At 66.5% G+C, this 23,786-nt stretch carries 23 protein-coding genes; 4 read left to right on the top strand and 19 right to left on the bottom strand.

Translation table 11 applies throughout. The annotated features are described in order from the left end of the window. Positions 1-87 precede the first annotated feature (87 nt). From AP428_RS15095 to AP428_RS15065, 7 genes are read right to left on the bottom strand one after another with little or no spacing between them, the layout of a single operon-like run. Positions 88-1,296, bottom strand: coding sequence for a deoxyguanosinetriphosphate triphosphohydrolase (locus AP428_RS15095; RefSeq protein WP_011546628.1), 1,209 nt, complete (start codon positions 1,294-1,296; stop codon positions 88-90). A gap of 41 nt (positions 1,297-1,337) precedes the next feature. Next, positions 1,338-2,417, bottom strand: a complete 1,080-nt coding sequence (gene aroB, locus AP428_RS15090; RefSeq protein ID WP_054928287.1) for a 3-dehydroquinate synthase — start codon at positions 2,415-2,417, stop codon at positions 1,338-1,340. Continuing rightward, entirely contained in the window at positions 2,414-2,968 is a 555-nt protein-coding gene (aroK, locus tag AP428_RS15085; protein ID WP_054928286.1) for a shikimate kinase AroK, read from the bottom strand. Before aroK ends, aroB begins: the two co-directional genes overlap by 4 nt. Before the next feature lie 40 nt (positions 2,969-3,008). Next, a complete protein-coding gene (locus AP428_RS15080) occupies positions 3,009-4,640 on the bottom strand; it encodes a type IV pilus secretin PilQ (RefSeq protein ID WP_054928285.1) in 1,632 nt (543 codons plus the stop codon). Next, positions 4,637-5,503: a hypothetical protein gene (locus AP428_RS15075; RefSeq protein WP_054928284.1), complete on the bottom strand. Its 867-nt coding sequence runs from the start codon at positions 5,501-5,503 to the stop codon at positions 4,637-4,639. Before AP428_RS15075 ends, AP428_RS15080 begins: the two co-directional genes overlap by 4 nt. Then, positions 5,500-6,144 (bottom strand): hypothetical protein, encoded by a 645-nt coding sequence (locus AP428_RS15070; protein ID WP_011546631.1) that lies wholly within the window; start codon positions 6,142-6,144, stop codon positions 5,500-5,502. The genes AP428_RS15075 and AP428_RS15070 overlap by 4 nt, the downstream gene beginning before the upstream one ends. Further along, positions 6,144-7,067 carry a competence protein ComA gene (locus AP428_RS15065; RefSeq protein ID WP_011546632.1) on the bottom strand — a complete coding sequence of 308 codons (924 nt, stop codon included), beginning with the start codon at positions 7,065-7,067 and terminating at the stop codon, positions 6,144-6,146. Before AP428_RS15065 ends, AP428_RS15070 begins: the two co-directional genes overlap by 1 nt. Positions 7,068-7,293: 226 nt before the next feature. Here AP428_RS15065 and AP428_RS15060 point away from each other — a divergent pair, with 226 nt between their 5' ends. Further along, positions 7,294-9,681, top strand: a complete 2,388-nt coding sequence (locus AP428_RS15060; RefSeq protein ID WP_085962274.1) for a penicillin-binding protein 1A — start codon at positions 7,294-7,296, stop codon at positions 9,679-9,681. Positions 9,682-9,762: 81 nt separating this feature from the next. On the opposite strand, the gene cyaY is transcribed toward AP428_RS15060, so the two are convergent. Continuing rightward, positions 9,763-10,089 carry an iron donor protein CyaY gene (gene cyaY, locus AP428_RS15055; RefSeq protein ID WP_011546634.1) on the bottom strand — a complete coding sequence of 109 codons (327 nt, stop codon included), beginning with the start codon at positions 10,087-10,089 and terminating at the stop codon, positions 9,763-9,765. A gap of 36 nt (positions 10,090-10,125) precedes the next feature. Here cyaY and AP428_RS15050 point away from each other — a divergent pair, with 36 nt between their 5' ends. Next, on the top strand, positions 10,126-10,404 hold the full coding sequence (locus tag AP428_RS15050; protein ID WP_054928283.1) for a lipoprotein: 279 nt from the start codon (positions 10,126-10,128) through the stop codon (positions 10,402-10,404). A 94-nt stretch (positions 10,405-10,498) separates the two neighbouring features. Here AP428_RS15050 and msrQ read toward each other — a convergent pair whose 3' ends face one another. From msrQ to AP428_RS15025, 5 genes are all read right to left on the bottom strand, one after another. Beyond that, complete coding sequence (gene msrQ, locus AP428_RS15045; RefSeq protein WP_054928282.1) at positions 10,499-11,185, bottom strand: protein-methionine-sulfoxide reductase heme-binding subunit MsrQ; 687 nt, start codon at positions 11,183-11,185, stop codon at positions 10,499-10,501. Between the two features lie 20 nt (positions 11,186-11,205). Next, the gene (gene msrP, locus AP428_RS15040; protein WP_054928297.1) at positions 11,206-12,201 is read right to left on the bottom strand and encodes a protein-methionine-sulfoxide reductase catalytic subunit MsrP; all 996 of its coding nucleotides are present in this window, start codon (positions 12,199-12,201) and stop codon (positions 11,206-11,208) included. Positions 12,202-12,360: 159 nt separating this feature from the next. Next, complete coding sequence (gene ccsB / locus AP428_RS15035) at positions 12,361-13,551, bottom strand: c-type cytochrome biogenesis protein CcsB (protein ID WP_027809234.1); 1,191 nt, start codon at positions 13,549-13,551, stop codon at positions 12,361-12,363. A gap of 4 nt (positions 13,552-13,555) precedes the next feature. Next, on the bottom strand, positions 13,556-15,769 hold the full coding sequence (locus AP428_RS15030; RefSeq protein WP_054928281.1) for a cytochrome c biogenesis protein ResB: 2,214 nt from the start codon (positions 15,767-15,769) through the stop codon (positions 13,556-13,558). A gap of 223 nt (positions 15,770-15,992) precedes the next feature. Beyond that, positions 15,993-16,646 carry a cytochrome c gene (locus AP428_RS15025; protein WP_011546640.1) on the bottom strand — a complete coding sequence of 218 codons (654 nt, stop codon included), beginning with the start codon at positions 16,644-16,646 and terminating at the stop codon, positions 15,993-15,995. Between the two features lie 214 nt (positions 16,647-16,860). On the opposite strand from AP428_RS15025, the gene yihA reads away from it, so the two are divergent. Both yihA and hemB read left to right on the top strand, forming a co-directional pair. Further along, the gene (gene yihA / locus AP428_RS15020) at positions 16,861-17,520 is read left to right on the top strand and encodes a ribosome biogenesis GTP-binding protein YihA/YsxC (protein ID WP_006477171.1); all 660 of its coding nucleotides are present in this window, start codon (positions 16,861-16,863) and stop codon (positions 17,518-17,520) included. Positions 17,521-17,772: 252 nt separating this feature from the next. Next, positions 17,773-18,771 carry a porphobilinogen synthase gene (gene hemB / locus AP428_RS15015; protein ID WP_054928280.1) on the top strand — a complete coding sequence of 333 codons (999 nt, stop codon included), beginning with the start codon at positions 17,773-17,775 and terminating at the stop codon, positions 18,769-18,771. Positions 18,772-18,899: 128 nt separating this feature from the next. Here the strand turns inward: hemB and dsbD are convergent, their stop codons facing one another. The 6 genes from dsbD to rpsK all read right to left on the bottom strand — a co-directional run. Continuing rightward, positions 18,900-20,747 carry a protein-disulfide reductase DsbD gene (gene dsbD, locus AP428_RS15010; protein ID WP_054928279.1) on the bottom strand — a complete coding sequence of 616 codons (1,848 nt, stop codon included), beginning with the start codon at positions 20,745-20,747 and terminating at the stop codon, positions 18,900-18,902. Next, a complete protein-coding gene (gene cutA, locus AP428_RS15005; RefSeq protein WP_054928278.1) occupies positions 20,740-21,066 on the bottom strand; it encodes a divalent-cation tolerance protein CutA in 327 nt (108 codons plus the stop codon). Before cutA ends, dsbD begins: the two co-directional genes overlap by 8 nt. A 192-nt stretch (positions 21,067-21,258) precedes the next feature. Continuing rightward, on the bottom strand, positions 21,259-21,654 hold the full coding sequence (gene rplQ / locus AP428_RS15000) for a 50S ribosomal protein L17 (RefSeq protein ID WP_006477175.1): 396 nt from the start codon (positions 21,652-21,654) through the stop codon (positions 21,259-21,261). Between the two features lie 149 nt (positions 21,655-21,803). Then, the gene (locus AP428_RS14995) at positions 21,804-22,781 is read right to left on the bottom strand and encodes a DNA-directed RNA polymerase subunit alpha (protein WP_006477176.1); all 978 of its coding nucleotides are present in this window, start codon (positions 22,779-22,781) and stop codon (positions 21,804-21,806) included. Positions 22,782-22,905: 124 nt separating this feature from the next. Then, a complete protein-coding gene (rpsD, locus tag AP428_RS14990) occupies positions 22,906-23,529 on the bottom strand; it encodes a 30S ribosomal protein S4 (RefSeq protein ID WP_006477177.1) in 624 nt (207 codons plus the stop codon). Positions 23,530-23,683: 154 nt separating this feature from the next. After that, positions 23,684-23,786: 30S ribosomal protein S11 (gene rpsK / locus AP428_RS35185; protein WP_156349322.1), on the bottom strand; the 103-nt coding region annotated here is incomplete at its 5' end.

Here is a 23,786-nt window from a genome sequence, read left to right as displayed (position 1 = left end):
GACCTCTCCTATGAAAACGTTACCAACAGCGTGTGCAACATTCCCGTCGCCATTGAACCGGCGAAGTCTAGTGATCGTTTGTGACAGTCAGTTGTCGTTGATGACGAACAGGCGCTGATATTCCTTCAGCGCGAAGCGGTCGGTCATGCCGGCGATGTAGTGCGCGACGAGACGCGGCTGCTGCGCCGCGTCGTCGGACTGGTACGGCGGCGGCAGCAGGCGCGGATCGTCGATGAACGCGTCGAACAACCCGGTGACGACGCGTTGCGCCTTGCTCGCCATGCGCATCACCTTGTAGTGGCGATACAGGTTCTTGAAGAGGAAGCGCTTGAGGGCCGCCGCCTGCGCGGCGACCTCGGGGCTGTGCGCGACGAGCGGCGGCGCGGCGCGCACGTCGTCGAGCGACGCGGGCGCGACGCGGGCGAGATTGCGCGTCGTCTCGTCGATCAGGTCGACGATCAGCGTGTTGATGATGCGGCGCACCGTCTCGTGCACGAGACGGCGGCCTTCGAGGTGCGGGAATTCGGCGAGCGCCGCTTCGTAGTGGCGCTGCCACAGCTCGACTTCGGCGAGCTGCTCGATCGTGATCAGGCCGGAGCGCAGGCCGTCGTCGACGTCGTGGTTGTTGTAGGCGATTTCATCGGCGATGTTCGCGAGCTGCGCTTCGAGCGACGGCTGGCGACCCTGCAGAAAGCGCTCGCCGAGCGCGCCGAGCTTGCGCGCATTCTCGCGCGAGCAGTGCTTCAGGATGCCTTCGCGCGTCTCGAAACACAGGTTCAGCCCGTTGAACGCGCCGTAGTGCTCCTCGAGCTCGTCGACCACCGCGAGGCTCTGCAGGTTGTGCTCGAAGCCGCCGTGCTCGCGCATGCACGCATTCAGCGCGTCCTGCCCGGCATGGCCGAACGGCGTATGGCCGAGATCGTGCGCGAGCGAGATCGCTTCGACGAGGTCCTCGTTCAGGCGCAGGTTGCGTGCGACCGAGCGCGCGATCTGCGCGACTTCGAGGCTGTGCGTGAGGCGGGTGCGGAACAGGTCGCCTTCGTGATTGACGAAGACCTGCGTCTTGTATTCGAGCCGGCGAAACGCGGTCGAATGGACGATGCGGTCGCGATCGCGCTGGAATTCGGTGCGCGCCGCCGGCGGCGTTTCAGGATGGCGGCGGCCGCGCGACTGCGACGCGTGCGCGGCATACGGAGCGAGATGGGCTTCCAGCGCCGCCAGCGTCGGCGGCTCGGCCACCGGCGCAGCGGATGCGCGGCTGGCTTCGGGCAGTGTGCTGCTGGATGTCTCGCTCACGTCTCCTCCATGTCAGGGGCGCCGGCGAATCCGGGCCGCCGTTAGCGCGTCGTCTTCGCCAGTGTAGCGAATACCGCTTCGTCCGGCGCCTGCGTGATCAGCGTATCGCCGAATCGCTTCAGCAGGATGAACTTGATCGCGCCGGCCTCGGCCTTCTTGTCGACGCGCATCAGGTCCATGTAGCGCGCGTCGCCGAGCGCGGGCCCGCGGGTCGGCAGATGCGCGGCCGCGATCACCGCATCGAGGCGTTGCCGCGACGCTTCATCGAGGAGGCCGAGCCGCACCGACAGGTCGCCCGCCATCACCATCCCGCAGCCGACCGCCTCGCCGTGCAGCCATTCGCCATAGCCGAGCCCGGCCTCGATCGCATGGCCGAACGTGTGGCCGAAGTTCAGGATCGCGCGCAGGCCGCCTTCGCGTTCGTCGGCCGCGACGACGCTCGCCTTGATCTCGCACGAACGCTTCACCGCATGCGCGAGCGCTGCCGGCTCGCGACGGTTCAGCGCCTCGACGTTCGCCTCGATCCAGTCGAAGAACCCGGCATCGGCGATCACGCCCGTCTTGATGACTTCGGCCACGCCCGCCGCCAGCTCGCGATCGGGCAGCGTCGTCAACGCGCCGATGTCCGCGATCACGGCCTGCGGCTGGTAGAACGCGCCGATCATGTTCTTGCCGAGCGGGTGGTTGATGCCCGTCTTGCCGCCGACCGACGAATCGACCTGCGACAGCAGCGTCGTCGGTACCTGGATGAACGGCACGCCGCGCATGTAGCACGCGGCGGCAAAGCCGGTCATGTCGCCGACCACGCCGCCGCCGAGCGCGACGAGCGTCGTCTTGCGATCGGCGTGATCCGTCAGCAGGCCGTCGAAGATCAGGTTCAGCGTTTCCCAGTTCTTGTACGCCTCGCCGTCCGGCAGCACGACCGTCGACACGCGCTTGCCGAGCGGCGCGAGCGCCGCGCGCAGCGCGTCGCCATAGAGCGGATCGACCGTCGTGTTCGTGACGATCGTGACGGACGAACCCTTGATGTGGGGCGCGAACAGCTCGGTGCGGCCGATCAGGCCGGCGCCAATATGAATCGGATAGGCGCGGTCGCCCAGATCGACGTTGACAGTAATCATGCTTGTAGCGGCTTGGCGATGACGCCGGCCAGTTCGAGTTGCATCAGCACCATGTTGACGAGACCGTTGACCGACGGACGGCCGGTCTCGATGACGAAATCCGCGCATTCGCGGTACAGCGGGTCGCGCGCTTCGTACAGCGCTTCGAGACGCCCCTTCGGATCTTCCGTCTGCAACAGCGGGCGGTTCTTGTCCTTGCGCGTGCGCAGCCACAGATCGTGCGGATTGGCGCGCAGGTAGACGACGATGCCGTTGGCTTTCAGGCTGTCGCGATTTTCCGGGCGCAGCACCGCGCCGCCGCCCGTCGCGAGCACGATGTTCTCGCGCTGCGCGAGATCGGCGATCACCTGCGTTTCGCGATCGCGAAACCCGGCCTCGCCCTCCAGCTCGAAGATCACCGGAATGCGCGCGCCCGTGCGGGCCTCGATTTCGTGGTCGGAGTCGAAGAACGTCCTGTCGAGACGACGCGCGACCGCACGGCCCACGGTGGTCTTACCCGCTCCCATAAGGCCGACGAAAAATACGTTTGCATGTGGGTCCCGCGCTTGCAACGGCTTCCTCTGCTTCAATCTTGCTGGTGTGTGGCGCAGCTTACTGGCAAAGCGGCTGCCTTGTCGAGCCTGCGCCGGCGGCTTCCGGCCCCGTTTCCTCGGCATCCGCGTCGCCCGCGCCCGGTGCGCCGCAACGCGCATCGACGACGGTCGGCGTGATGAAAACGACCAGTTCGTTGCGCTGGTCGCGCTGCGCGCGGTGCCGGAAAAGCGCGCCCAGAATCGGTATTTTGCCCAAGAGCGGCACCCGCGTCACATCGTTCCGGTTCAGTTGCTCATAGATGCCGCCGATCGCGACCGTCCCGCCATTCTCGACCTCGACACGCGTTTGCACATGCTTCGTATGGATGGCGGGGCCGGCTCCGGTCGGCTCGCCGACGCTGTCCTTCGTCACGTCGAGATCGAGCACCACGCGCCCGTCCGGCGTGATCTGTGGCTCGACTTCGAGCTTGAGCGTCGCGCGGCGGAACTGCACACCGCTCATGCCGTTGCCGACCTTCGCCTGGTACGGCAGCTCGGAACCCTGTTCGACGATGGCCTTGACGCGATCGGCCGTCACCACCCGCGGACGCGAAACGATCTGGCCCCGTCCCTGCGCCTCGAGCGCGCTCAGTTCGATGTCGAGTACGCGGCTGAGTGGCGCGGCGAACAGCGTGAAACCGGCGGTCGCCGCGTCGAACCCGCCCAGCGGCCGCGCGGCAAGGTCGAGCGCGTTGCGTGCGTTCGCCGTGAAGGACGCGCCTTCGGCCGCTGGCGGCCGCCCCTGCGCACGCAGCGCGACGCGGGCCCCGAGGTTGCGCGAGAAACCCTGCTCGCCTTCGACGATGCGGGCCTCGATCCGGACCTGCCGCGACGGCCGGTCGATCGCATCGATCAGGCCCGCGATCTGCGTGATGCGCGGCGCGAGATCGGTGACGAACAGCAGGTTCGTGCGGGGATCGGCCGCAGCAGCACCGCGCTTCGACAGCAGACGCTGGCCGGTCGCGCCGGCCAGCAGCCGTTGCACGTCCTGCGCGCGCGGATAGTGCAGCACGAACGTACGGCTAGCGAGTGGCTCCAGATCGGCGGCCCGCGCATGCATTTCGAAGCGCTCGCGTTCGCGCGCGGCCAGCTCGGCCGCCGGTGTCACCCAGATCACGTTGCCGCGCCGGGACATCGCGAGCCCGTGCGTGTCGAGCAGCGTGTCGAACGCCTCGCGCCAGCGGACATTATTCAGACGTAACGTCACCGTGCCGCGCACCTGCTCGCCGACGACGATATTGAGCCCCGTGAACCGCGCGATCGCGTCGAATGCGGCCGCGAGCCCGACACCCTGCAGATTCAGCGAGATCCGCCGCGCGTCGTCCGCATCGCCCGGTTGCCGGGCCGCCGCGTCGCTCATCCGGGCCGGCGGCGCCAACGGGATCGGCGGCCCCTCCAGCGTGGGGGTCGTTGCGGCGGTTTCCGTCGGCAGTGCCGTGCGCGCCGCCTGATCGAATGGCGGCGGGCCGGCGTCCTGCGCTACCGCACCGTCCCCGCCGTCGGCCACGCGCAGCGGCTGCGGCAAGTCCGGCACCGACACATCCGTCGCCCCGGCGGGCCAGACCGCGGGCAGCGGCGGCAACGACGCGCCGGCGTCGGCCGCCGTCACGCCGGCCCAGATGGCAAATAGCCAACAGCCGTGTTTCGTCATGGCCGGCCTCCGTCGTCCAGGACGAGCCGCTGCGCTCCGTCCGCCGTCGCAAGCGTCACGGCCGCGCGCTCGACGCGCACCACGCGCGCGGCCCCGAGCAGGTCGCCAGGCGCGACGGCGGTGAACGCGCCATCGCCGTCGTCGAACAACGCGAGACCGGCGCGCGCGTCGCGAATCGTGCCGGCAAGGCGCGCCGTGTGCCCCGCCGCTTCGGCCGGGCCAGCCTCGCCGAACGGATCTGCGTCGGGCGCCGCCGCGCGAACCGGCGTGTTGTCCGGAGCAGCCGTTGTCGCCGGCAGCGCCGGAAACACGTCGACGGACATGTCCACCCGCGCCGCCGCCATGCCACGCTCGATACGCAGCGCCGTCGGTACCGCCAGCACCGGGAAGCGCGCGAGCCCGCCAACCATGTGCAGCAGCGCGCGAAAACCGCCATCCGCGGCGATGTGCACGGTGCGCCGGCCATCCGGTTCCGCGCCATCGGCGCGCTGCGGTTCGATCGATACGCCGCGCAGCCCGCTCGACGCGGCGAGATCGGCCAGTTCCAGCATCAGTGCCGCCCATTCCGGCGCATGCGGCGAATGATCGTCGCGCGTCGACGCACGATGTCCGTCGCGTCGTTGTCCCGCGGCAGCGAGCATACGCTGCGCGTCGGCCGCGCGCGCCTGCGCTGCGGCGAGCAACGCGCGACTATGGGTCAGCCCGCTCCAGTCGGCGGCATTCGCCAGATGAATGCCGCCAGCCAGCACGGCCACGAATGCCAGTACACACCCCGTGGCATGCACGGCCGCCGGCGACACGCGCGGCAGGCCGCCCGACCCGGCGCCTCCGCGCAGCGCCGGCCGATGCACGAGCGCGGTCATGCGCCACCTCCCGATACCGTCCGCGACGACATCGCGTCGTGCCAGCGCAACTGCACCGAGAACCGGAACGGCATCCAGGCCGTGGCAGCCGGCGCGTCCGAGGCAGGCTTCAACGTCTCTATATCGATCCGCCAGTCGCGCTGCTCGCGCGCCATCGCGGCGAGCCACCGCGCAGCTGCCCGGTAACTCGCGGCACGTGCATCGAGCACGGCGCCGGTCGACGTCATGCGCAGCGCGTCGAGCCGGATATGATCGGCACGCACCTGCATGAGGGTCGCGAGCAACCCTGCCACGCGCCGGTAGGGCGCGGCCAGCGCAGCCGCTTGCGCGTCGCGCTGCGCGACGGCGGCAGCGGCATTGGCGGCGCGTGTCGCAGCCGCCACCTGGGGCTGCAACTGCCGCAGCCGCGTCTCCACGCTGGCACGCTCGGCGTCCACCCGCCACCGCGACAACCCGGCAGCGCCCGTCCACAGGCCGGCGCCGAGCACGCCGAGCAGGATCGCGACACCGCACTGCGCGACCCGGCGACGCCGCAACGCCTGCGCCAATCGCTCGCGGTACGGCAGCAGGTTGAAGTCGCCGAGTACCGCCTGCCCGGGCGCAACCGCCGCGGCCCCGCTCGCCGCCACGTGACCGGCCATCATTCCCACACCCCGCGCAACGCCAGCCCGAATGCGACGGCAAACGCCGGGCCGCCCGGCATGCCGGCGCGCGCGCACGGCTGGCCGTCCCACCCCGTGCAGTCGAACGGCACCACCGCCGTGCCGAGCACATCGCCAATCTCGGCGACGGACGTGTCGAAGCGGGCGATACATCGCTCGTCCCCGGCGACGAATACGCAACCCACGGCTCCGAGCACGCGCCGGCGCAATGCATCGGGAAGCGCTTCCGGCAACGTACCGGACAGGGTGAGCACCGAGACAGCCGACCGGCCCTCGATGCGCCAGCCGCGCACGCCCGCGTCACAGAACCACAGCACGGCGTAGGCACCCTGCGCGTCGAGTTCGAACTGCGCGGCATAGTGCAGCGCGCGCAGCACGGCAACCGACTCGCCGTCGATCACCGTCAGGTCGATACCGGCCTGGGCGGCCACGTCGATCCGCCGTTCGAGCAGCGCCAGCGGCGCCACCGCCACCGCGATCTCGCCGGACCGCACGCCGCCGTAATGCCGCCAGTCGAACGCCAGACTATCCGGCGCCAGCCCCGAAATGCGTTCGGCCGCTTGCCGCGCGGCGTCCGGGATGTCGCCGCGCCCGGCCAGATCGAGCGTCGCGGTACGCATCTCGTCATCGTGCAGCGCCATCACGCCGCGCACGTCGCACTGCACATCAGACGCCGATAGCCGTGACACGGCGGCCGCCAGCGACCGCGCGACGGCTGCCCAACGCGCGTCTTCCGGCCCGCCCGCCAACCCGACCGGCTCCCGCTCGAGCCCCTCGACGCGCACGTTCGCGCACTTGCCGCGCCGGCTCACCACGGCCACCCTCACCTCGTGCGCACCGACGTCGATTCCCGTCGACCGGTACCTGCCCTGTGCAAACCGTGCCACCCATCGTCCTGCCATCCCAGCCTCCCGAGATCGTCGCGGCCCACGCCGCGTTTCCGAGACCTGATTCTGCAAAGCGATGCGTGCGGCCGACAGTCGGCCAAACGGCCAGCATCTGCTCGCGGCGGCCGCGCACGGACTTATGCTGACGGCACGCCGACCGCGGCTTTCCGACGGGCGGCCCCCGCGTCAGGACCGGTCTTACCGGGCAGCTATAATCGCGGGACTGTTTTCCGGTATGCCTATGCAATCCACGACTCCTACGTCCCCGCCTCCCGCCCCGGAGCCGAAGAAGCGGCCCTGGTGGCAAAAAGTCCTGCTCGGCTTCGCCGCGATGTGCGTGGCCCTCGTCGTGGCCGGCGGCCTCGTGCTCGGCTACGCGCTCGTCGTGGCCTGGCCGAACATGCCGTCGCTCGACGCGCTGACCGACTACCGCCCGAAGGTGCCGCTGCGCATCTATACGTCCGATCATGTGCTGATCGGCGAATTCGGCGAGGAGCGCCGCGACGTCGTCCATTTCAAGGACGTGCCCGACTCGCTGAAGAAGGCGATCCTCGCGATCGAGGACGCACGCTTCTACGATCACGGCGGCGTCGACCTCACCGGCATCATCCGCGCCGGCTTCGTCGCGCTGACGAACGGCCACGCGTCGCAGGGCGCGAGCACGATCACGATGCAGGTCGCGCGCAACTTCTTCCTGTCGAGCGAGAAGACCTACACGCGCAAGATCTACGAGATGCTGCTCGCGTACCGGATCGAGCGCGCGCTGACGAAGGATCAGATTCTCGAGGTCTACATGAATCAGATCTATCTCGGCCAGCGCGCGTACGGCTTCGCGAGCGCCGCGCGGGTCTATTTCGGCAAGGACCTGAAGGACATCACGCTCGCGGAAGCCGCGATGCTCGCGGGGCTGCCGAAGGCGCCGTCCGCGTATAACCCGGTCGTCAACCCGAAGCGCGCGAAGGTGCGCCAGGAATACATCCTGCAGCGGATGCTCGAGCTGAACTTCATCACGCGCGAGCAGTACGACGAAGCCGCCGCGCAGCCGCTCGTCGTCAAGGGGCCGGGCCGCGATTTCAGCGTGCACGCCGAGTACGTCGCGGAAATGGTCAGACAGATGATGTATGCGCAGTATCGCGAGGAAACCTACACGCGCGGCTTCAACGTCGTCACGACGATCGATTCCGCGGACCAGCAGGTCGCGTACACCGCGCTGCGCAAGGGCATCATGGATTACGAGCGCCGCCACGGCTATCGCGGGCCGGAAGGCTTCATCGAGCTGCCGGCCGGCGCCGACGATCGCGAACAGGCGATCGACGACGCGCTGCTCGAGCATCCCGACAACGGCGAGCTGATCGCCGCGGTCGTGACGGCCGCGAGCCCGCGCCAGATCACGGTGGCGTTCATCGACGGCAGCACGGCGACGATCGAGGGCGACAACCTGCGCTTCGCGTCGGGCGCGCTGTCGACCAACGCGCAGCCGAACCGCCGCATCCGCCCCGGAGCGATCGTCCGCGTCGTGAAGAACGACGCCGGCAAATGGTCGATCACGCAGTTGCCGCAGGTCGAAGGCGCGTTCCTGTCGATCGTCCCGCAGGACGGGGCGATCCGCTCCCTCGTCGGCGGCTTCGACTACAACAAGAACAAGTTCAACCACGTCACGCAGGCGTGGCGGCAACCGGGTTCGTCGTTCAAGCCGTTCATCTACTCGGCGTCGCTCGACAAGGGCCTCGGGCCGGCGACCGTGATCAACGACGGCCCGCTGTATTTCAGCGCCGCGGAAACGGGCGGCCAGCCGTGGGAGCCGAAGAACTACGGCGGCGGCTTCGAGGGCCCGATGTCGATGCGCACCGCGCTGCAGCGCTCGCGCAACCTCGTGTCGATCCGGATTCTCAACAATATCGGCACGAAATACGCGCAGCAATACATCACGCGCTTCGGCTTCGACGCCGATCGCCATCCGGCCTACCTGCCGATGGCGCTCGGCGCCGGCCAGGTCACGCCGCTGCAGATGGCCGGCGCGTACTCGGTCTTCGCGAACGGCGGCTATCGCGTCAATCCGTACCTGATCGCCGAGGTCACCGATCCGAACGGCGCGATCGTCGCGCGCGCGCAGCCGCTCGTCGCGGAGCAGAACGCGCCGCGCGCGATCGACGCACGCAACGCCTACGTGATGAACAGCCTGCTGCAGAGCGTCGCGCAGCGCGGCACGGGCGCACGGACCAACGTGCTCAAGCGCACCGACCTCGCGGGCAAGACCGGCACGACGAACGACTCGCACGACGCGTGGTTCGCCGGCTACCAGCACACGCTCGCCGCAATCGCGTGGATCGGCTACGACAATCCGCGCAGCCTCGGCGATCGCGAAACCGGCGGCGGCCTGTCGCTGCCGGTCTGGATCGAGTACATGGGTGCGGCGCTGAAGGGCGTGCCCGAGTTCAAGCCGACGGTGCCGGACGGTGTCGAATCGCTCGGCGGCGAGCTGTACTTCACCGAGTTCACGCCGGGGCACGGCTTCGTGTCGACGGTCGGCGTGCCGCAGGCGCCGGCCGCGCAGAACGTCGACGAGGCCGTGCCGCACGTCGACGAGCAGGAAAAGCAGGACATCATGAACCTGTTCCGCGGCCACTGACGCCCGGCCCGGCCATGAAAAAAGCGCCCCGCGGGGCGCTTTTTCTTTGGGCACGACGCGCGGAGCGCCGCGCCCCGGCCGTCACGCGCTGAACGTGATCGGCAGGCCAGCCTGCTGGGTCGCGTACTCGGTGAGCGCCGAGAAGAACTCGGTACCAGTGCGCGTATCGCGCCATTCGCCGTCGATGAAACGGTAGTGGAATCCGCCTGCCTTCGCGGCGATCCACACTTCCTTCATCGGCGGCTGCAGGTTGACGATGATCTTCGAGCCGTTCTCGAACGTCAGCGTCAGCACGCTGCCGTTGCGCTCCAGATCGATGTCGTGATCGCCGTCGTTCGCGACGTCCACGGTACGCTCGACGGCCGCCAGCACGGCCTCGGCACGGGCCAGGTATTCAGTATCGGACATGCTAAACTCTATCGGTTAAATTGTTCAGGGACGATCATGCGAGTCGTTTTCCGGATGAGCGCGATTGTAGCGGCTTTGGCGATTCTTGCCGGCTGCGGTCAAAGCGGCGCGCTCTATCTGCCCACCGTGCCTCCGATGCCCAAGCCGATCCAGCCGCAGAACACGCCGCCATCGGATGTGAAACCGACCGACGAAAACGCGTCGTCCGACGAGACGCCCGATACGTCCGGCTCGCCGCTCATGCTGTCGCCCGAGCTGTCGAGCAGCGCCTCGACCCTGCCCGCTCCGGCATCGGGCCCGACCGCCACGAAGTAACGACGCGAGGCCGCCCGCGCGGCGCGCGAAACGAGGCGATGACTTCCCGGTCATCGCCTTTTGTTTTTCCAGGGCGTTTTTCCGGGCCGCGCCGTCACGCGCGCACGCGCCGCCATCCCCACGCAACCAGCCGCCAGCCGAGCAGCACGGCGACGATCGCCGCGTAGAACTTCGGCTGCGCGACGTTGTGCTTGCCGGCGCGCATCCACCAGAAGTGCAGCACGCCGAATAGCGCGATCGCATAGATCGCGCTGTGCAGCGTCGCCCAGTGGCGGCCGAGCCTGCGCACCATCGCGCGCGGCGACGTCGCGGCAAGCGGGATCAGCAGCACGAACGCAGCGAAGCCGACCGTGATGAACGGGCGCTTGCCGACGTCCTTCAGGATCGCGACGACGTCGAACCACTTGTCGAACCACAGATAGGTCGTGAAATGCAGCGTCGCGTAAAAGAACGCGAACAGCCCGATCATCCGGCGAAAGCGCAACAGCGGCGCGAAACCCGTCATGCGCCTGACCGGCGTGACGGCAAGCGTGACGCACAACAGGACGAGCGTCCACAGGCCCGTCGAGCGCGTGATGAACTCGATCGGATTCGCGCCGAGCCGGTCGGTCAGCCCGAACAGCACGAGGCGCGCGAGCGGATAGAGGCCGGCCGCGAACACCAGCGCCTTGGCCGGTACGAGCCAGCGCGGCGCGGCGGGACGGCTCCCACCCGCGCGCGCGCCTCGCGCGGCCGGCCCGGTGCTGGCGGCGCGCGCACGCGTGAGCGTCGAAGGCGGCATGTCGTTTCTCACGGTCGCCCTCAGAAATTCTTCTTCAGGTCCATGCCCTGATACATCGACGCGACCAGATCGCCGTAGCCGTTGAACATCAGCGTCTTGCGCTTCGGCGTGAAGAAGCCGTCCTCGCCGATGCGCCGCTCGGTGGCCTGGCTCCAGCGCGGATGATCGACGTTCGGGTTCACGTTCGAATAAAAACCGTACTCGTTCGCCGCATACGTGTTCCAGCTCGTCTTCGGCTGCTTGTCGACGAAGCGGATCTTCACGAGCGACTTCGCACTCTTGAAGCCGTACTTCCACGGCACGACGATCCGCACCGGCGCGCCATTCTGGTTCGGCAGCACCTGCCCGTAGACGCCCATCGTCAGCAGCGTCAGCGGATTCATCGCCTCGTCCATCCGCAGCCCTTCCGAATACGGCCAGTCGAGCACCGGCGTCGACAGGCCGGGCATCTGCGACGGATCGGCCAGCGTGATGAACTGCACGTATTTCGCGTTGCCGGTCGGCTGCACGCGCTTGATCAGCTCGGACAGCGGCACGCCGATCCACGGGATCACCATCGACCAGCCCTCGACGCAGCGCAGCCGGTACACGCGCTCCTCGAGCGGCGCGAGCTTCAGCAGCTCGTCGAGATCGAACACCTTCGGGTGCTGCACCTCGCCCTCGACGCTCACCCGCCACGGGCGCGACCGCAGCGTGCCGGCGTTCTGCGCCGGGTCGCTCTTGTCGGTGCCGAATTCGTAGAAGTTGTTGTAGGACGTGATGTCCTTGAACGGCGTCACCTTGTCGATGGCGACGAATTTCGGATTGGTTTTTGCCGCGAGCTTCGCCGCCCGCGGGTCGGGTGACGCATACGCGGCGAGCGCCGCGCCGCTGGTGCCGAACAGGCCACCCGCGGCCGCGAGGCCGGCTGCCTGCAACACGCGCCGCCGGTTCTCGAATACCGCGCGCGGCGTGATCTCGCTCGACGCGATATCCGCGCCGGTCAGTACGTTACGCAAAGGGCGTTTGATCCACATCGTGCAGCTCCTCCCGCATGCGCGGCGCGCATGCTTCATCAGCGTTCGACCCGGCCCGTCACGCGCCGTTCGACGCCCGGTTCGCCCGCCCGTTACAAAACAAAACCGCCGGGCATGCAGTGCACCGGCGGTCTGATAGTCGGACGAGCAACGGAAATCTTACAGCTTGCCGTAGCTGTGCAGCCCGGACAGGAACATGTTGACACCGAGGAACGCGAACGTCGTGACCAGCAGGCCGGTGAGCGCCCACCATGCGGCCACCGCGCCGCGCAGGCCCTTCATCAACCGCATGTGCAGCCACGCCGCGTAGTTCAGCCACACGATCAGCGCCCAGGTTTCCTTCGGGTCCCAGCTCCAGTAGCCGCCCCACGCTTCGGCCGCCCACAGCGCGCCGAGGATCGTCGCGATCGTGAAGAACGCGAAACCGACCGCGATCGACTTGTACATCACGTCGTCGAGCACTTCCAGCGTCGGCAGGCGATCGGCGAGGATGCCCCGTTCCTTCATCAGGTACGCGACCGACACCATCGCCGACAGCGCGAAGCTGCCGTAGCCGATGAAGTTCGCCGGCACGTGGATCTTCATCCACCAGCTTTGCAGCGCCGGCACGAGCGGCTGGATCTGCTGCGCATCGCGCGCGACCGAGTACCACATCAGGAAGCCGACCGCCGCGCTGATGACCAGCAACACGAACGCGCCGAGCGAACGCGTGCCGTAGTGGCCTTCGTAATACAGATAAAGCAGCGCGGTGATCAGGCTGAACAGGACGAACACTTCATAGAGGTTCGACACGGGGATATGCCCGACGTCCGCACCGATCAGGTAGGACTCGTACCAGCGCACCATCAGCCCCGTGAAGCCCATCAGCACGGCAACCCACGTGAGCTTCTGGCCGATCGCGGCGCCCGTTTCGGAGCGCGCGAGCAGGCCGATCCAGTAGAAGATCGTCGCGAGCACGAACAACGCGCTCATCCACAGGATCGCCGACTGGCTCGACAGGAAGTACTTGAGGAAGAACGCCGAATCGGCGCGGGCGAGATCGCCCTGGTAGATCTGGATCGACAGCAGCGACAGCACGGCGATCGACGCCATCATCAGCCGCGCCGGCTTCCAGCGCCAGCCGAGCGCGACGAGCGCAGGCACGGTGCCGATCATCACCGCCTTGTCGTAGTAATCCATGTGCGCGTTGTAGTGCACGAGCGCATAGCCCGCGCCCGCCACCAGCGCCAGTGCGAACAGCCAGTCGAACAGCGACAGGCGCGCGAGGAACGGCCGCTCGTCGAACAACGGCGACGATGACGGCGCCGGAGCCGACGCCGTACGGGAAGAGGAAACTTGCGTGAGATCCATGATGTTACCGGGTGGAATTCTCGGAATCGGAACCGCCGCCGGCAGGCGGGCGGGCCGTCGAAGCCGCACCGGCGGGCGCGGCGTCGCGAGGTGCGGCGCGCAAGGCGGCGCCGGCCGCGTCGCGCGTCTGCACGAATTCTTTCTCGAAATCGAAGGTCTTGCGGGCCGTGGACATTGCCATCACCACATCGACGCCCGAACCGGCGTCCTTCAGCCAGAACCAGAGTCGCCGCTCGCGCACGTAGAACATCGAGAAGATGCCGGCGACCAGCAGCAGGCTGCCAAGATACACCAGATTCTTGCCGGGTGCGCGCGTCAACTGAAATACCGAAGCTTGCACCTGCTTGAATGAGTCAAGCTGCAAATAGACCGGCGATCCATACAAGAAGCTGTCGGATAGCGCGTTGATCGCGTTCTGCACGAAGCGGATCGTGTCGGTGCCCTGCTGCGCGGCCGGCTCGCCGGCACGCTCGCGCGCGATCTGCCAGACCTCCCACATCGAGCCCTCGAGCATCCGCAGCAGCAGGCTCGCGGCCTTCTCCTGCTCGCCCTTCGGCACCGAGCGGTCGATGAAGGTCGCCACCGCCTGGAAACCACCGACCGGCTGCCCGTCCGCCCCGCGGCCGACGCTGTCGTCGCTCGCCGCAAAGAGGGTCAGCACCTTCGACGCGCTGTCCTGCAAACGGCCGCGCAGCGACGCGTCGCCCGGCAGCGAGCGCTGCGCGAAGCGCGCGGCGGCTTCGGTACGCACCGCCGGGTCCTCGAGCGCGGCGCGCAGGCGCATCCATTCGCCGATCGAATCCTGGCTGTCGGCCGGAATCCGCATGTAGCGGAACGGATCGTTCGGGCTCGCGCGCACGCCGGCGAGGAACACGCGCTCGCCATTCATGTCGACGGGCAGCATGTAGTTGTTGAATTCGCGTGCCTGGCCGTCCTTGCCGCGAATCTTGTACTGCACCGACGGGCCAATGTTGTGGAGCTGCGTCGGCTTCGACGTCTTCGCGCCCGAGCCGAGCCGCTCGTCGAACACTTCCTTCAGCGAACTGGTCGTCGCGACGCCGCGTACGTCCGGCTTGCCTTTCGCGTCGGCCATGTTCTCGACGTTGATCGCACGGAAGTCGGAGAACTCGATCGTGTCACCGTCGGCGCCCGGAACCTGCAGCGGTGCCGAGCTGCCGATCGTGCCCTTCACCGGGACGGTCGCCGCCTGGCTGCCGGTCATCGGATAGGCCGTCATCTGCATCTGCGAGCCGCCGTCCTGGAAGCTCGACTGGTAAATCGACACGCCCTTGTACGTGAACGGCTTGTTGACCTCGACCCGTGCCGGGATCTTCCGGCCGGTCTCGCGATCGATCACGACGATGTCGCTCGCGAACAGCTTCGGCATGCCCGTCGTGTAGTAATCGACGATGAACTTGTCGAGCTGGATCGAGAACGGCAGATCCTGGATCAGCGAGCCGCTCGGCTGGTTCAGGATCGCGGTCGACACGAACTGGCCCTCCGGCACCCACGCATAGCCGCGGAACGTCGGGTTCGACGCGGACAGGCGATGGTCGGGCGAAATCTCGCTGATCGTCGCGCTCGTGTTGACCGGGCTCTTGCCGAATATCCACATCTGGAATTTGATCGGCAGGTTGCTGTCGAGCAGGCCGCCGATACAGATCACGACGATCGCGAGGTGTGCCGAGATATAGCCCCACTTGGTCATCGCGCCGCGCTTCGCGGAAATCAGCGTCGCGCCGTTGGTTTCACGCACGACGTGCTTGTAGCCGGCCTTCGTGACGAAGCTGGCGAGCGTCGCCGCGACGCTCGCGCGCGTGCCGGATGCCGTGTACTCGGCCTTGTGGTGGAATGCGCGCAGGCTGCCTTCGCGGACCTTGTCCTTCCAGCTCTTCGCATCGGCGAGCATCTTCGGCGCGTTGCGGATCACGCACAGCGAGATCGACACGACGAGGAAGATCAGGATCAGCATGAACCACCACGCGCTGTACACGGTGTACAGGCTGAGCGAGCGGAAGATGTCCGCCCAGAACGGCCCGAACTGGTTCACGTAGTTCGGATACGGATCGTCCTGGGTCAGGACCGTGCCGATGATGCTCGCGATCGACAACACCACCAGCAACGCGATCGCGAAACGCATCGAGCTCAGCAGCTCGACCGCACGTTTCGACGCACCCTGACCCGACTTCGACTGCAACCCCGACGTGGTAACGCTCATTCAAACTCCGACTAAGGGGAAACAGCCCCCACGCTCACTATGTTCGGCTCGGGAGGCGCAGCCCCCCCCAATCGCCCGCAAGCCGCGCCATCCCGGCTCGGCTCGGCGCGTGCCGACAAAAAAGAAGGGCGAGGCAACCGCAACGACGCGGCGCCCCACCCTTTTCTTGTTCTGACTCCGGCCGCCCTTCGGGCGCCCGGTCATTCCATTCGCGGCTGACCGCTCAACGCAGGCCCGCGATGTAATCCGCGACGGCCTTGATCTCGGTATCCGACAGCCGCGACGCGATCTGATGCATCGCCTCGTTGTTGTTGCGCGCGCCGGCACCCTGCTGGAACGCGGTCAACTGCGCGACCGTGTAATCGGCCCATTGCCCCGACAAACGCGGATACTGGACCGGGATCCCCTGCCCCGTCGGCCCGTGGCAGCTCGCGCAGGCGGGTACGCCCTTCTCCGCGATGCCGCCGCGATAGATCTTCTGGCCGACCGGCACGGTCGCCGCATCGCGAGCGGTACCGAGCTTCGTCGTCTGCGACCCGTAGTACGCGGCGACGTTGCGCATGTCGTCCGCGCTCAACGCGCTCGCGAATCCGACCATCACCGCGTTGTTACGCACCGGCCCCTTCGCGCCCGGCTGCGTCTTGAAGTCGTTCAACTGCTTGACCAGATATTCGGGATGCTGGCCGGCGAGCTTCGGGAAACTGCCCGACGCGCTGTTGCCGTCGGCGCCGTGACACGACGCGCAGACCTGCCCGGCAATCGCCTTGCCGCGGTCCAGATCCGGCTTGGCCGCATCTGCCGCATTTGCCTCCGCTACGAAACCTACGAACCCTGCTGCAACCTGAAGCACCATCAGAGACTTGCACAGTCGATTCATTCGCACACCCTGTTTCGTCTTGTGGGAATTTGAGGTTCTGCAAAAAACGACGGCGTTCAGTCTACCGCAGAAGCCACATAAAAGTGCGAGGCAGGCGCCCGGTGGACTTCGGTAAAACCGCCGTATTGTACAATATCGTGCTGAAAGCCCCCGCGCCTATCGGGGCTACCCCGCCTCCACCAAGCGGCTCGCGCCGCCCGTCCTTCCGGTTCCCATGGCCTTTCTGCTCCATCAAGCCCGCTTCTACACGACCGTCAACCATCTGCGCGACCTGCCGCCGACGGTTCAGCCGGAAATCGCGTTCGCGGGCCGCTCGAATGCCGGCAAGTCGACGGCGATCAACGTGCTGTGCAACCAGAAGCGGCTGGCCTTCGCGTCGAAGACGCCCGGCCGCACGCAGCATATCAACTACTTCTCCGTCGGCCCGGCCGCCGAGCCCGTCGCGAACCTCGTCGACCTGCCCGGCTACGGCTACGCGGAAGTGCCCGGTGCCGCCAAGGCGCACTGGGAAATGCTGCTGTCGTCCTATCTCGCCACGCGCTCGCAGCTCTGCGGCCTGATCCTGATGATGGATTCGCGCCGTCCGCTGACCGATCTCGATCGACGGATGATCGAGTGGTTCGCGCCGACCGGCAAGCCGATCCACACGCTGCTGACGAAGTGCGACAAATTGACGCGCCAGGAAAGCATCAATGCGCTGCGCAACACGCAGAAGGGGCTCGACGCGTATCGCGACCAGGGCGTGAAGGGCAAGCTGACGGTCCAGCTGTTCTCGGCGCTGAAGCGTACGGGGCTCGACGAGGCCCATGAACTGATCGAGAGCTGGCTGCGGCCGTCCGTCGCCGACGAAAAAAGCGAGCCTGTAGCACAATGAGCGGGCAACGCGCGGCTGGGATCGGCTGTGCGCACCTGACGGCACCTGCGGATTCGGCCGGCTCATAAAAAAACCCGCCGTTGAACGGCGGGTCAAACAGCCTAATCGAAAAACGACAGGCACCCGCTCAGGGAGGAGAAGCGGGGAGCTGCACGCAACGCGTGCCGCTCGATCGCTATCATATACCAACGATCTCGAAAATGACCTAAGGGTTCCGTAAGGTCTTCTTGCCCTGATTTCTGCCAAATCGCCATGAGCTTCCATCCGCTTCATCGTCCGCGCCGGATGCGCCGCGACGACTTCTCCCGCCGCCTGATGCGCGAAAACCGCCTGACCACCGACGACCTGATCTACCCGGTGTTCGTCGTCGAAGGCACCCAGCAACGCCAGCCCATCCCGTCGATGCCCGGCGTCGAGCGCGTGTCGGTCGACCTGCTGATGCACGTCGCCGAGCAGTGCGTCGAACTGGGCGTGCCCGTGCTGTCGCTGTTCCCGGCCATCGATCCGTCGGTGAAAACGCCCGACGGCCGCGAGGCGGCCAATCCGGAAGGCCTGATTCCGCGCGCCGTGCGTGAGCTGAAAAAGCGCTTCCCCGAGCTCGGCGTGCTGACCGACGTCGCGCTCGATCCGTACACGAGCCACGGCCAGGACGGCGTGCTCGACGAGCACGGCTACGTGATCAACGACGATACGATCGAAATCCTGATCGAACAGGCGCGTGCGCAGGCCGAAGCCGGCGTCGACATCGTCGCGCCGTCGGACATGATGGACGGGCGCATCGGCGCGATCCGCGAGATGCTGGAAAGCGACGGTCATATCCATACGCGGATCATGGCCTATTCGGCGAAGTTCGCGTCGGCGTTCTACGGCCCGTTCCGCGATGCGGTCGGTTCGGCATCCAACCTGGGCAAGGGCAACAAGATGACCTACCAGATGGATCCGGCGAACAGCGACGAAGCGCTGCGTGAAGTGCGCCTCGACATCGACGAAGGCGCCGACATGGTGATGGTCAAGCCCGGCATGCCGTATCTCGACATCGTGCGCCGCGTGAAGGACGAGTTCCGCTTCCCGACCTACGTGTACCAGGTGAGCGGCGAATACGCGATGCTGAAGGCGGCCGCGATGAACGGCTGGCTCGACCACGACAAGGTCGTGCTCGAATCGCTGCTCGCGTTCAAGCGGGCAGGCGCCGACGGCGTGCTCACGTACTTCGCGCTCGATGCCGCGCGTCTGCTGAAAGCGCAGCGCTGATCGCGCGTCGGCACGCACCTGCAAAAACGGCGGAGCACCTCGGTGTTCCGCCGTTTTTTTGTTTACCGTCGATCGAGACTGTCAGCCGGCCCGAATCGTCCGTCGCCGGTTCGCCCTGGCGGCCACCGTCATACCGTCGGCACGGCTGCCCGATCGAGGCTGCGCAGGAACGTATCGGCCGCCTGATAGCCGACCACGCGGCCGATCTCGTTGCCGTTGCGATCGAAGAAGATGATGCCCGGCGGCCCGAACAGGTTGAAGCGTTTGAGCAGCGCCTGATCGTCCGGGTTGTTCGCGGTGACGTCCGCGCGCACCAGGTGAAGCTTCGCGAGCCGCGCCTGCACGCGCGCGTCGGTGAACGTCAGATGCTCCATCTCCTTGCAGCTCACGCACCAATCGGCGTAGAAGTCGAGCATCACGGGCTGGCCCGACGTCTTCAGCAGCGCGTCGAGTTCGCCGCTCGAGCGCACCGATGCGAACGCGGGACCGTCTTGCGCGGCCGTTGCGCCGCCCGTCGCCGCGCCGCCGGACGCTACCGTACGCGCCGCCAGCACGGCCAGCGGCTTGACGGGATCGGTCGAGCCCGCAGCCAGGCCGACGAGCAGCGTCGCGGCCCAGATCGCGAGCGCGGCGCCCACGCCGCGGCCCAGGCGGCGCCAGATCGACGCGGCACCGGCATTCGGCGTGAACAGCCCGAGCGCCGCGGCCGCGATCAGCAGCCACAACGCCGCGAGCACCATCTTCAGCGCGCCCGCCAGCACCGGCCAGACGATCCACAACGCGGCCGCGAGCAGCACGATGCCGAAGAACACCTTGACGCCGTCCATCCATGCACCCGCGCGCGGCAGCACCGTCCCGGCTCCGACGCCGACGACCAGCAGCGGCACGCCGAGCCCCAGCCCCATCGCGAACAGCGCCGCGCCGCCGAGCAACGCATTGCCGGTGTGCGCGATGAAAGCGAGCACGGCGAACAGCGGCGCCGTCATGCACGCGCCGACGACCAGCGCCGACAACGCGCCCATCGCCGCGACCGCGACGAAGTGGCCGCCCTGGCGCGCACTCGATGCCTCGGCCGCGCCGTTCTGCCAGCGCTCCGGCAATGCGATGTCCTTGCCCGAGATCAGCGATATCGCGAACGCGGTCAGCAGCACGGCGAACGCGCCGAGCACCCACGGGTTCTGCAACCATGCGCCGAGGCTCTGGCCGACCAGCGCGGCGGCGATCCCGAGTACCGTGTAGACCAGCGCCATGCCGACCACGTAGGTCAGCGACAGCGCGAAGCCGCGTGCATGCGTCACGCGCGTGCCCTGGCCGATGATGATCGCGGACACGATCGGAATCATCGGGTATGAACACGGCAGCAGGCTCAGCACGACACCCGCGACGAAATAGAGCGCGACGATCGTGAAGAAGCCGTGGCCTTCGAGCAGCGACTGCGCGAAATCGGCGCTCGTGACCTTGTCGAACCAGCTACCCGCGGCAGCCGTGTCACCAGACGACGCGGCGGCGCCGAGCGCTGCGCCATCGACCTTCATCACGTGCTCGGCCGGTGGATAGCAGATCCCTTCGTCCGCACACCCTTGCGACGTCACCGCGAGCTCGAACGGCCCGGCCGCCTGCTTTACCGGCACGCGAACGACGACTTCATCGCGATAGGTCTCGACGTTCTTCTGGAACGTCTGGTCGAACTTCACGTGGCCGGCCGGGTATTGCGGCTCGCCGAGCGTGGCCTGACCGCTCTTCACCGCGAACGCGAACCGCTCTCGATACATGTAATAGCCGTTGGCGATCTTGAAGCGGACATCCACCTGTCCCGGCGATTCGCTCGCGCTGAACTTGAATGCAACCGACGGATCGAGGAAATCGTCGGCCGCGCGCGCGGCGGACAATCCGCCCAGCACGAGCACGAACGACAACAGGACCGCAAGAAACCGCAGCGCGCGCACGCGCACCGAAAGCGCCATACCGTTAAACATGAAATAGACGTTGAGTTTCGCTGGTCACCCACTGGCCATACGCGGCGGATGCCGTCGTCTGCCACGAGACGATTTCGGGCGTCTCGTAAGGATGATGCGCGAGAATGAACCGCTCCAGTTCGAGTGCCCGGACCGGGCTCGTCTTGAACAGCAACTGGATCTCGTCGGTCGTTTCGACCTTGCCCTGCCAGTGATAGCGCGACTTGATCGTGCCGAGCTCGGACACGCACGCGGCCAGCCGCCCACCGAGCGCGCCGTCGGCGAGCGCCGCAGCCGTCGCCGCATCGGGTACCGTCGTCAGCATCAGCACCACTATCATCCGCGCCCTCCTAACGAGTCTGCCGGCGCCGGTTACACGTTCAAGGACCGCACCGGTTGCCCCGTATCGTAGCGCAGCCCGCGCAACGCTGCCGGTACCGGCCTGCGACAATCGATCGCAGCCGGCATCTCAAAAACAAAAAGGGCCAAGCAATTGCTCGGCCCCTTTCAGATACTGCTGCGTACCGGAAGCTTACTCAGCTTCTTGCACGTTTTCCGTTTCGTCGACTTCCGGACGATCGAGCAGTTCGACCAGTGCCATCGGTGCGTTGTCGCCCACGCGGAAGCCGAACTTCAGCACGCGCAGGTAGCCGCCCGGACGGTTCGCGAAACGCGGACCGAGCACGTCGAACAGCTTCGCCACCGAGTCACGATCGCGCAGGCGGTTGAACGCCAGGCGACGGTTTGCCAGCGACGGCTTCTTGCCGAGCGTGATCAGCGGCTCGACGACCTTACGGAGTTCCTTCGCCTTCGGCAGCGTCGTCTTGATGACTTCGTGCTCGATCAGCGAGTTGGACATGTTACGGAGCATAGCCAGACGGTGGCTGCTCGTGCGGTTCAGTTTCCGCAGACCATGACGATGGCGCATTTCAGTTTCCTTGATTCAAAGTTTTGGTCCAGCTCTTCTATCGCACCTCGGAGGGTGCACGGGCCGGTAACGAGAAAAAGCAAGATGCGGATTTTAAAGGAAAATCCGCATCTTTGCCAACTACAGCTATAGCCAGACTACAACCGGGCTTACTTGTCGAGACCAGCCGGCGGCCAGTTCTCGAGCTTCATGCCCAGCGTGAGACCGCGCGAAGCGAGCACTTCCTTGATCTCGTTGAGCGACTTGCGACCGAGGTTCGGCGTCTTCAGCAGCTCGTTTTCCGTGCGCTGGATCAGATCGCCGATGTAGTAGATGTTCTCGGCCTTCAGGCAGTTCGCCGAACGAACCGTCAGCTCGAGATCGTCCACCGGACGCAGCAGGATCGGATCGATCTGCGGTGCACGCGACGGCGCTTCGGCTGCCGTTTCCGTGCCTTCCAGCGCCGCGAACACGGACAGCTGGTCGACCAGGATGCGCGCCGACTGGCGGATCGCTTCTTCCGGCGTGATCACGCCGCTCGTCTCGATGTTCATCACGAGCTTGTCGAGGTCGGTACGCTGCTCGACACGTGCGCTTTCAACCGCATAGCTCACGCGGCGAACCGGCGAGAACGATGCGTCGAGGACGATGCGGCCGATGATCTTGGCCGTGTCTTCGCCATAGCGACGGACGTTGCCGGGCACATAGCCGCGACCCTTTTCGATCTTGATCTGAACGTCGAGCTTGCCGCCCTTCGACAGGTGCGCAATCACGTGATTCGGATTGATGACTTCGCAATCGTGAGCCAGCTCGATATCGCCGGCGGTCACGACGCCTTCGCCTTCCTTGCGCAGCGTAACCGTCACTTCGTCACGGTTATGCAGCTTGAACACCACGCCCTTCAGGTTCAGCAGCAGGTTGACGACGTCTTCCTGCACGCCATCCAGCGTCGAGTACTCGTGCACCACGCCTGCGATCGTGACTTCGGTCGGCGCGTAGCCCACCATCGACGACAGCAGCACGCGGCGAAGCGCATTGCCCAAGGTGTGGCCGTAACCGCGTTCGAACGGTTCCATGACCACCCTCGCGTGGTTCTCGCCCAGCGATTCCACGGCGATGATCTTGGGTTTCAGCAAACTGGTTTGCATGGGCTTTCCTTTTCAATACCCTCGGCTCGTTACACCGATAAGGCTGACCGGTAACAACCAGAAAATAAACAGCCGAGGCCCCTCCTTGCGCAACGCAATCGGGGTACCTCGGCCGTCAATCGGATTAACGCGAATACAATTCGACGATCAGGCTTTCGTTGATGTCGCCTGCGATTTCAGCGCGTTCCGGCATTTGCTTGAACGTGCCTTCGAACTTCTTCGCATCGACTGCAACCCAGCTCGGCATGCCGCCTTGCTCGGCCAGCGACAGCGCTTCGACGATACGCGCCTGCTTCTTCGCCTTTTCGCGGATCGCGACGACGTCACCCGCCTTCACTTGCTGCGACGGGACGTTTGCGACGACGCCGTTCACGGTGATCGACTTGTGGCTCACCAGCTGACGCGCTTCAGCGCGGGTCGAGCCGAAGCCCATGCGATACACGACGTTGTCGAGGCGCGACTCGAGCAGTTGCAGCAGGTTTTCACCCGTGTTGCCCTTGCGACGATCGGCTTCAGCGAAGTAGCGACGGAACTGACGCTCCAGCACGCCGTAGATACGCTTGACCTTCTGCTTTTCGCGCAGCTGCGTACCGTAGTCGGACGTACGTGCGCCCGAGGTACGGCCGTGCTGACCCGGCTTGCTGTCGAGCTTGCACTTGTCGGCGAGCGAACGGCGTGCGCTCTTCAGGAACAGGTCGGTGCCTTCACGGCGGGACAGCTTGGCTTTGGGGCCGATATAACGTGCCACTTTGCATTCCTTTATCAATCAGTCACGCGGATCGAAATCCGCGCTAGTCCGCTCCCTTTGGGGCGAACGGTGGGCTTAGTCAATCAAAAAAGCAACGCCCGTCGACGCTGAGCGGCGACAGGCAATGCGCTAGCACGAACGTGCCAGCACATCCTTAGATACGACGACGCTTCGGCGGGCGGCAGCCGTTGTGCGGAATCGGGGTGACGTCCGAAATCGCGGTGATCTTGATGCCGAGGCCGTGCAGTGCGCGCACT

The sequence above is a fragment of the Burkholderia sp. E168m22 genome (assembly GCF_001319805.1).
GTDB lineage: Bacteria > Pseudomonadota > Gammaproteobacteria > Burkholderiales > Burkholderiaceae > Burkholderia > Burkholderia orbicola.
The sequence above is the reverse complement of the archived record's forward strand: the minus strand, read 5'-3'. Positions and strand labels throughout refer to the sequence as shown.

Excerpts from the sequence above, each read along its gene's own strand:
- AP428_RS15075 (WP_054928284.1), bottom strand. The coding sequence starts at position 5,503 with ATGACCGCGCTCGTGCATCGGCCGGCGCTGCGCGGAGGCGCCGGGTCG.
- msrQ (WP_054928282.1), bottom strand. The coding sequence starts at position 11,185 with ATGCCGCCTTCGACGCTCACGCGTGCGCGCGCCGCCAGCACCGGGCCG.
- dsbD (WP_054928279.1), bottom strand. The coding sequence starts at position 20,747 with ATGTTTAACGGTATGGCGCTTTCGGTGCGCGTGCGCGCGCTGCGGTTT.
- yihA (WP_006477171.1), top strand. The coding sequence starts at position 16,861 with ATGGCCTTTCTGCTCCATCAAGCCCGCTTCTACACGACCGTCAACCAT.
- AP428_RS15025 (WP_011546640.1), bottom strand. The coding sequence starts at position 16,646 with ATGAATCGACTGTGCAAGTCTCTGATGGTGCTTCAGGTTGCAGCAGGG.
- AP428_RS14995 (WP_006477176.1), bottom strand. The coding sequence starts at position 22,781 with ATGCAAACCAGTTTGCTGAAACCCAAGATCATCGCCGTGGAATCGCTG.
- msrP (WP_054928297.1), bottom strand. The coding sequence starts at position 12,201 with ATGTGGATCAAACGCCCTTTGCGTAACGTACTGACCGGCGCGGATATC.
- AP428_RS15070 (WP_011546631.1), bottom strand. The coding sequence starts at position 6,144 with ATGGCCGGTCACGTGGCGGCGAGCGGGGCCGCGGCGGTTGCGCCCGGG.
- AP428_RS15060 (WP_085962274.1), top strand. The coding sequence starts at position 7,294 with ATGCAATCCACGACTCCTACGTCCCCGCCTCCCGCCCCGGAGCCGAAG.
- AP428_RS15030 (WP_054928281.1), bottom strand. The coding sequence starts at position 15,769 with ATGAGCGTTACCACGTCGGGGTTGCAGTCGAAGTCGGGTCAGGGTGCG.
- AP428_RS15050 (WP_054928283.1), top strand. The coding sequence starts at position 10,126 with ATGCGAGTCGTTTTCCGGATGAGCGCGATTGTAGCGGCTTTGGCGATT.
- cyaY (WP_011546634.1), bottom strand. The coding sequence starts at position 10,089 with ATGTCCGATACTGAATACCTGGCCCGTGCCGAGGCCGTGCTGGCGGCC.
- ccsB (WP_027809234.1), bottom strand. The coding sequence starts at position 13,551 with ATGGATCTCACGCAAGTTTCCTCTTCCCGTACGGCGTCGGCTCCGGCG.
- AP428_RS15065 (WP_011546632.1), bottom strand. The coding sequence starts at position 7,067 with ATGGCAGGACGATGGGTGGCACGGTTTGCACAGGGCAGGTACCGGTCG.
- hemB (WP_054928280.1), top strand. The coding sequence starts at position 17,773 with ATGAGCTTCCATCCGCTTCATCGTCCGCGCCGGATGCGCCGCGACGAC.
- rplQ (WP_006477175.1), bottom strand. The coding sequence starts at position 21,654 with ATGCGCCATCGTCATGGTCTGCGGAAACTGAACCGCACGAGCAGCCAC.
- aroB (WP_054928287.1), bottom strand. The coding sequence starts at position 2,417 with ATGATTACTGTCAACGTCGATCTGGGCGACCGCGCCTATCCGATTCAT.
- cutA (WP_054928278.1), bottom strand. The coding sequence starts at position 21,066 with ATGATAGTGGTGCTGATGCTGACGACGGTACCCGATGCGGCGACGGCT.
- AP428_RS15080 (WP_054928285.1), bottom strand. The coding sequence starts at position 4,640 with ATGACGAAACACGGCTGTTGGCTATTTGCCATCTGGGCCGGCGTGACG.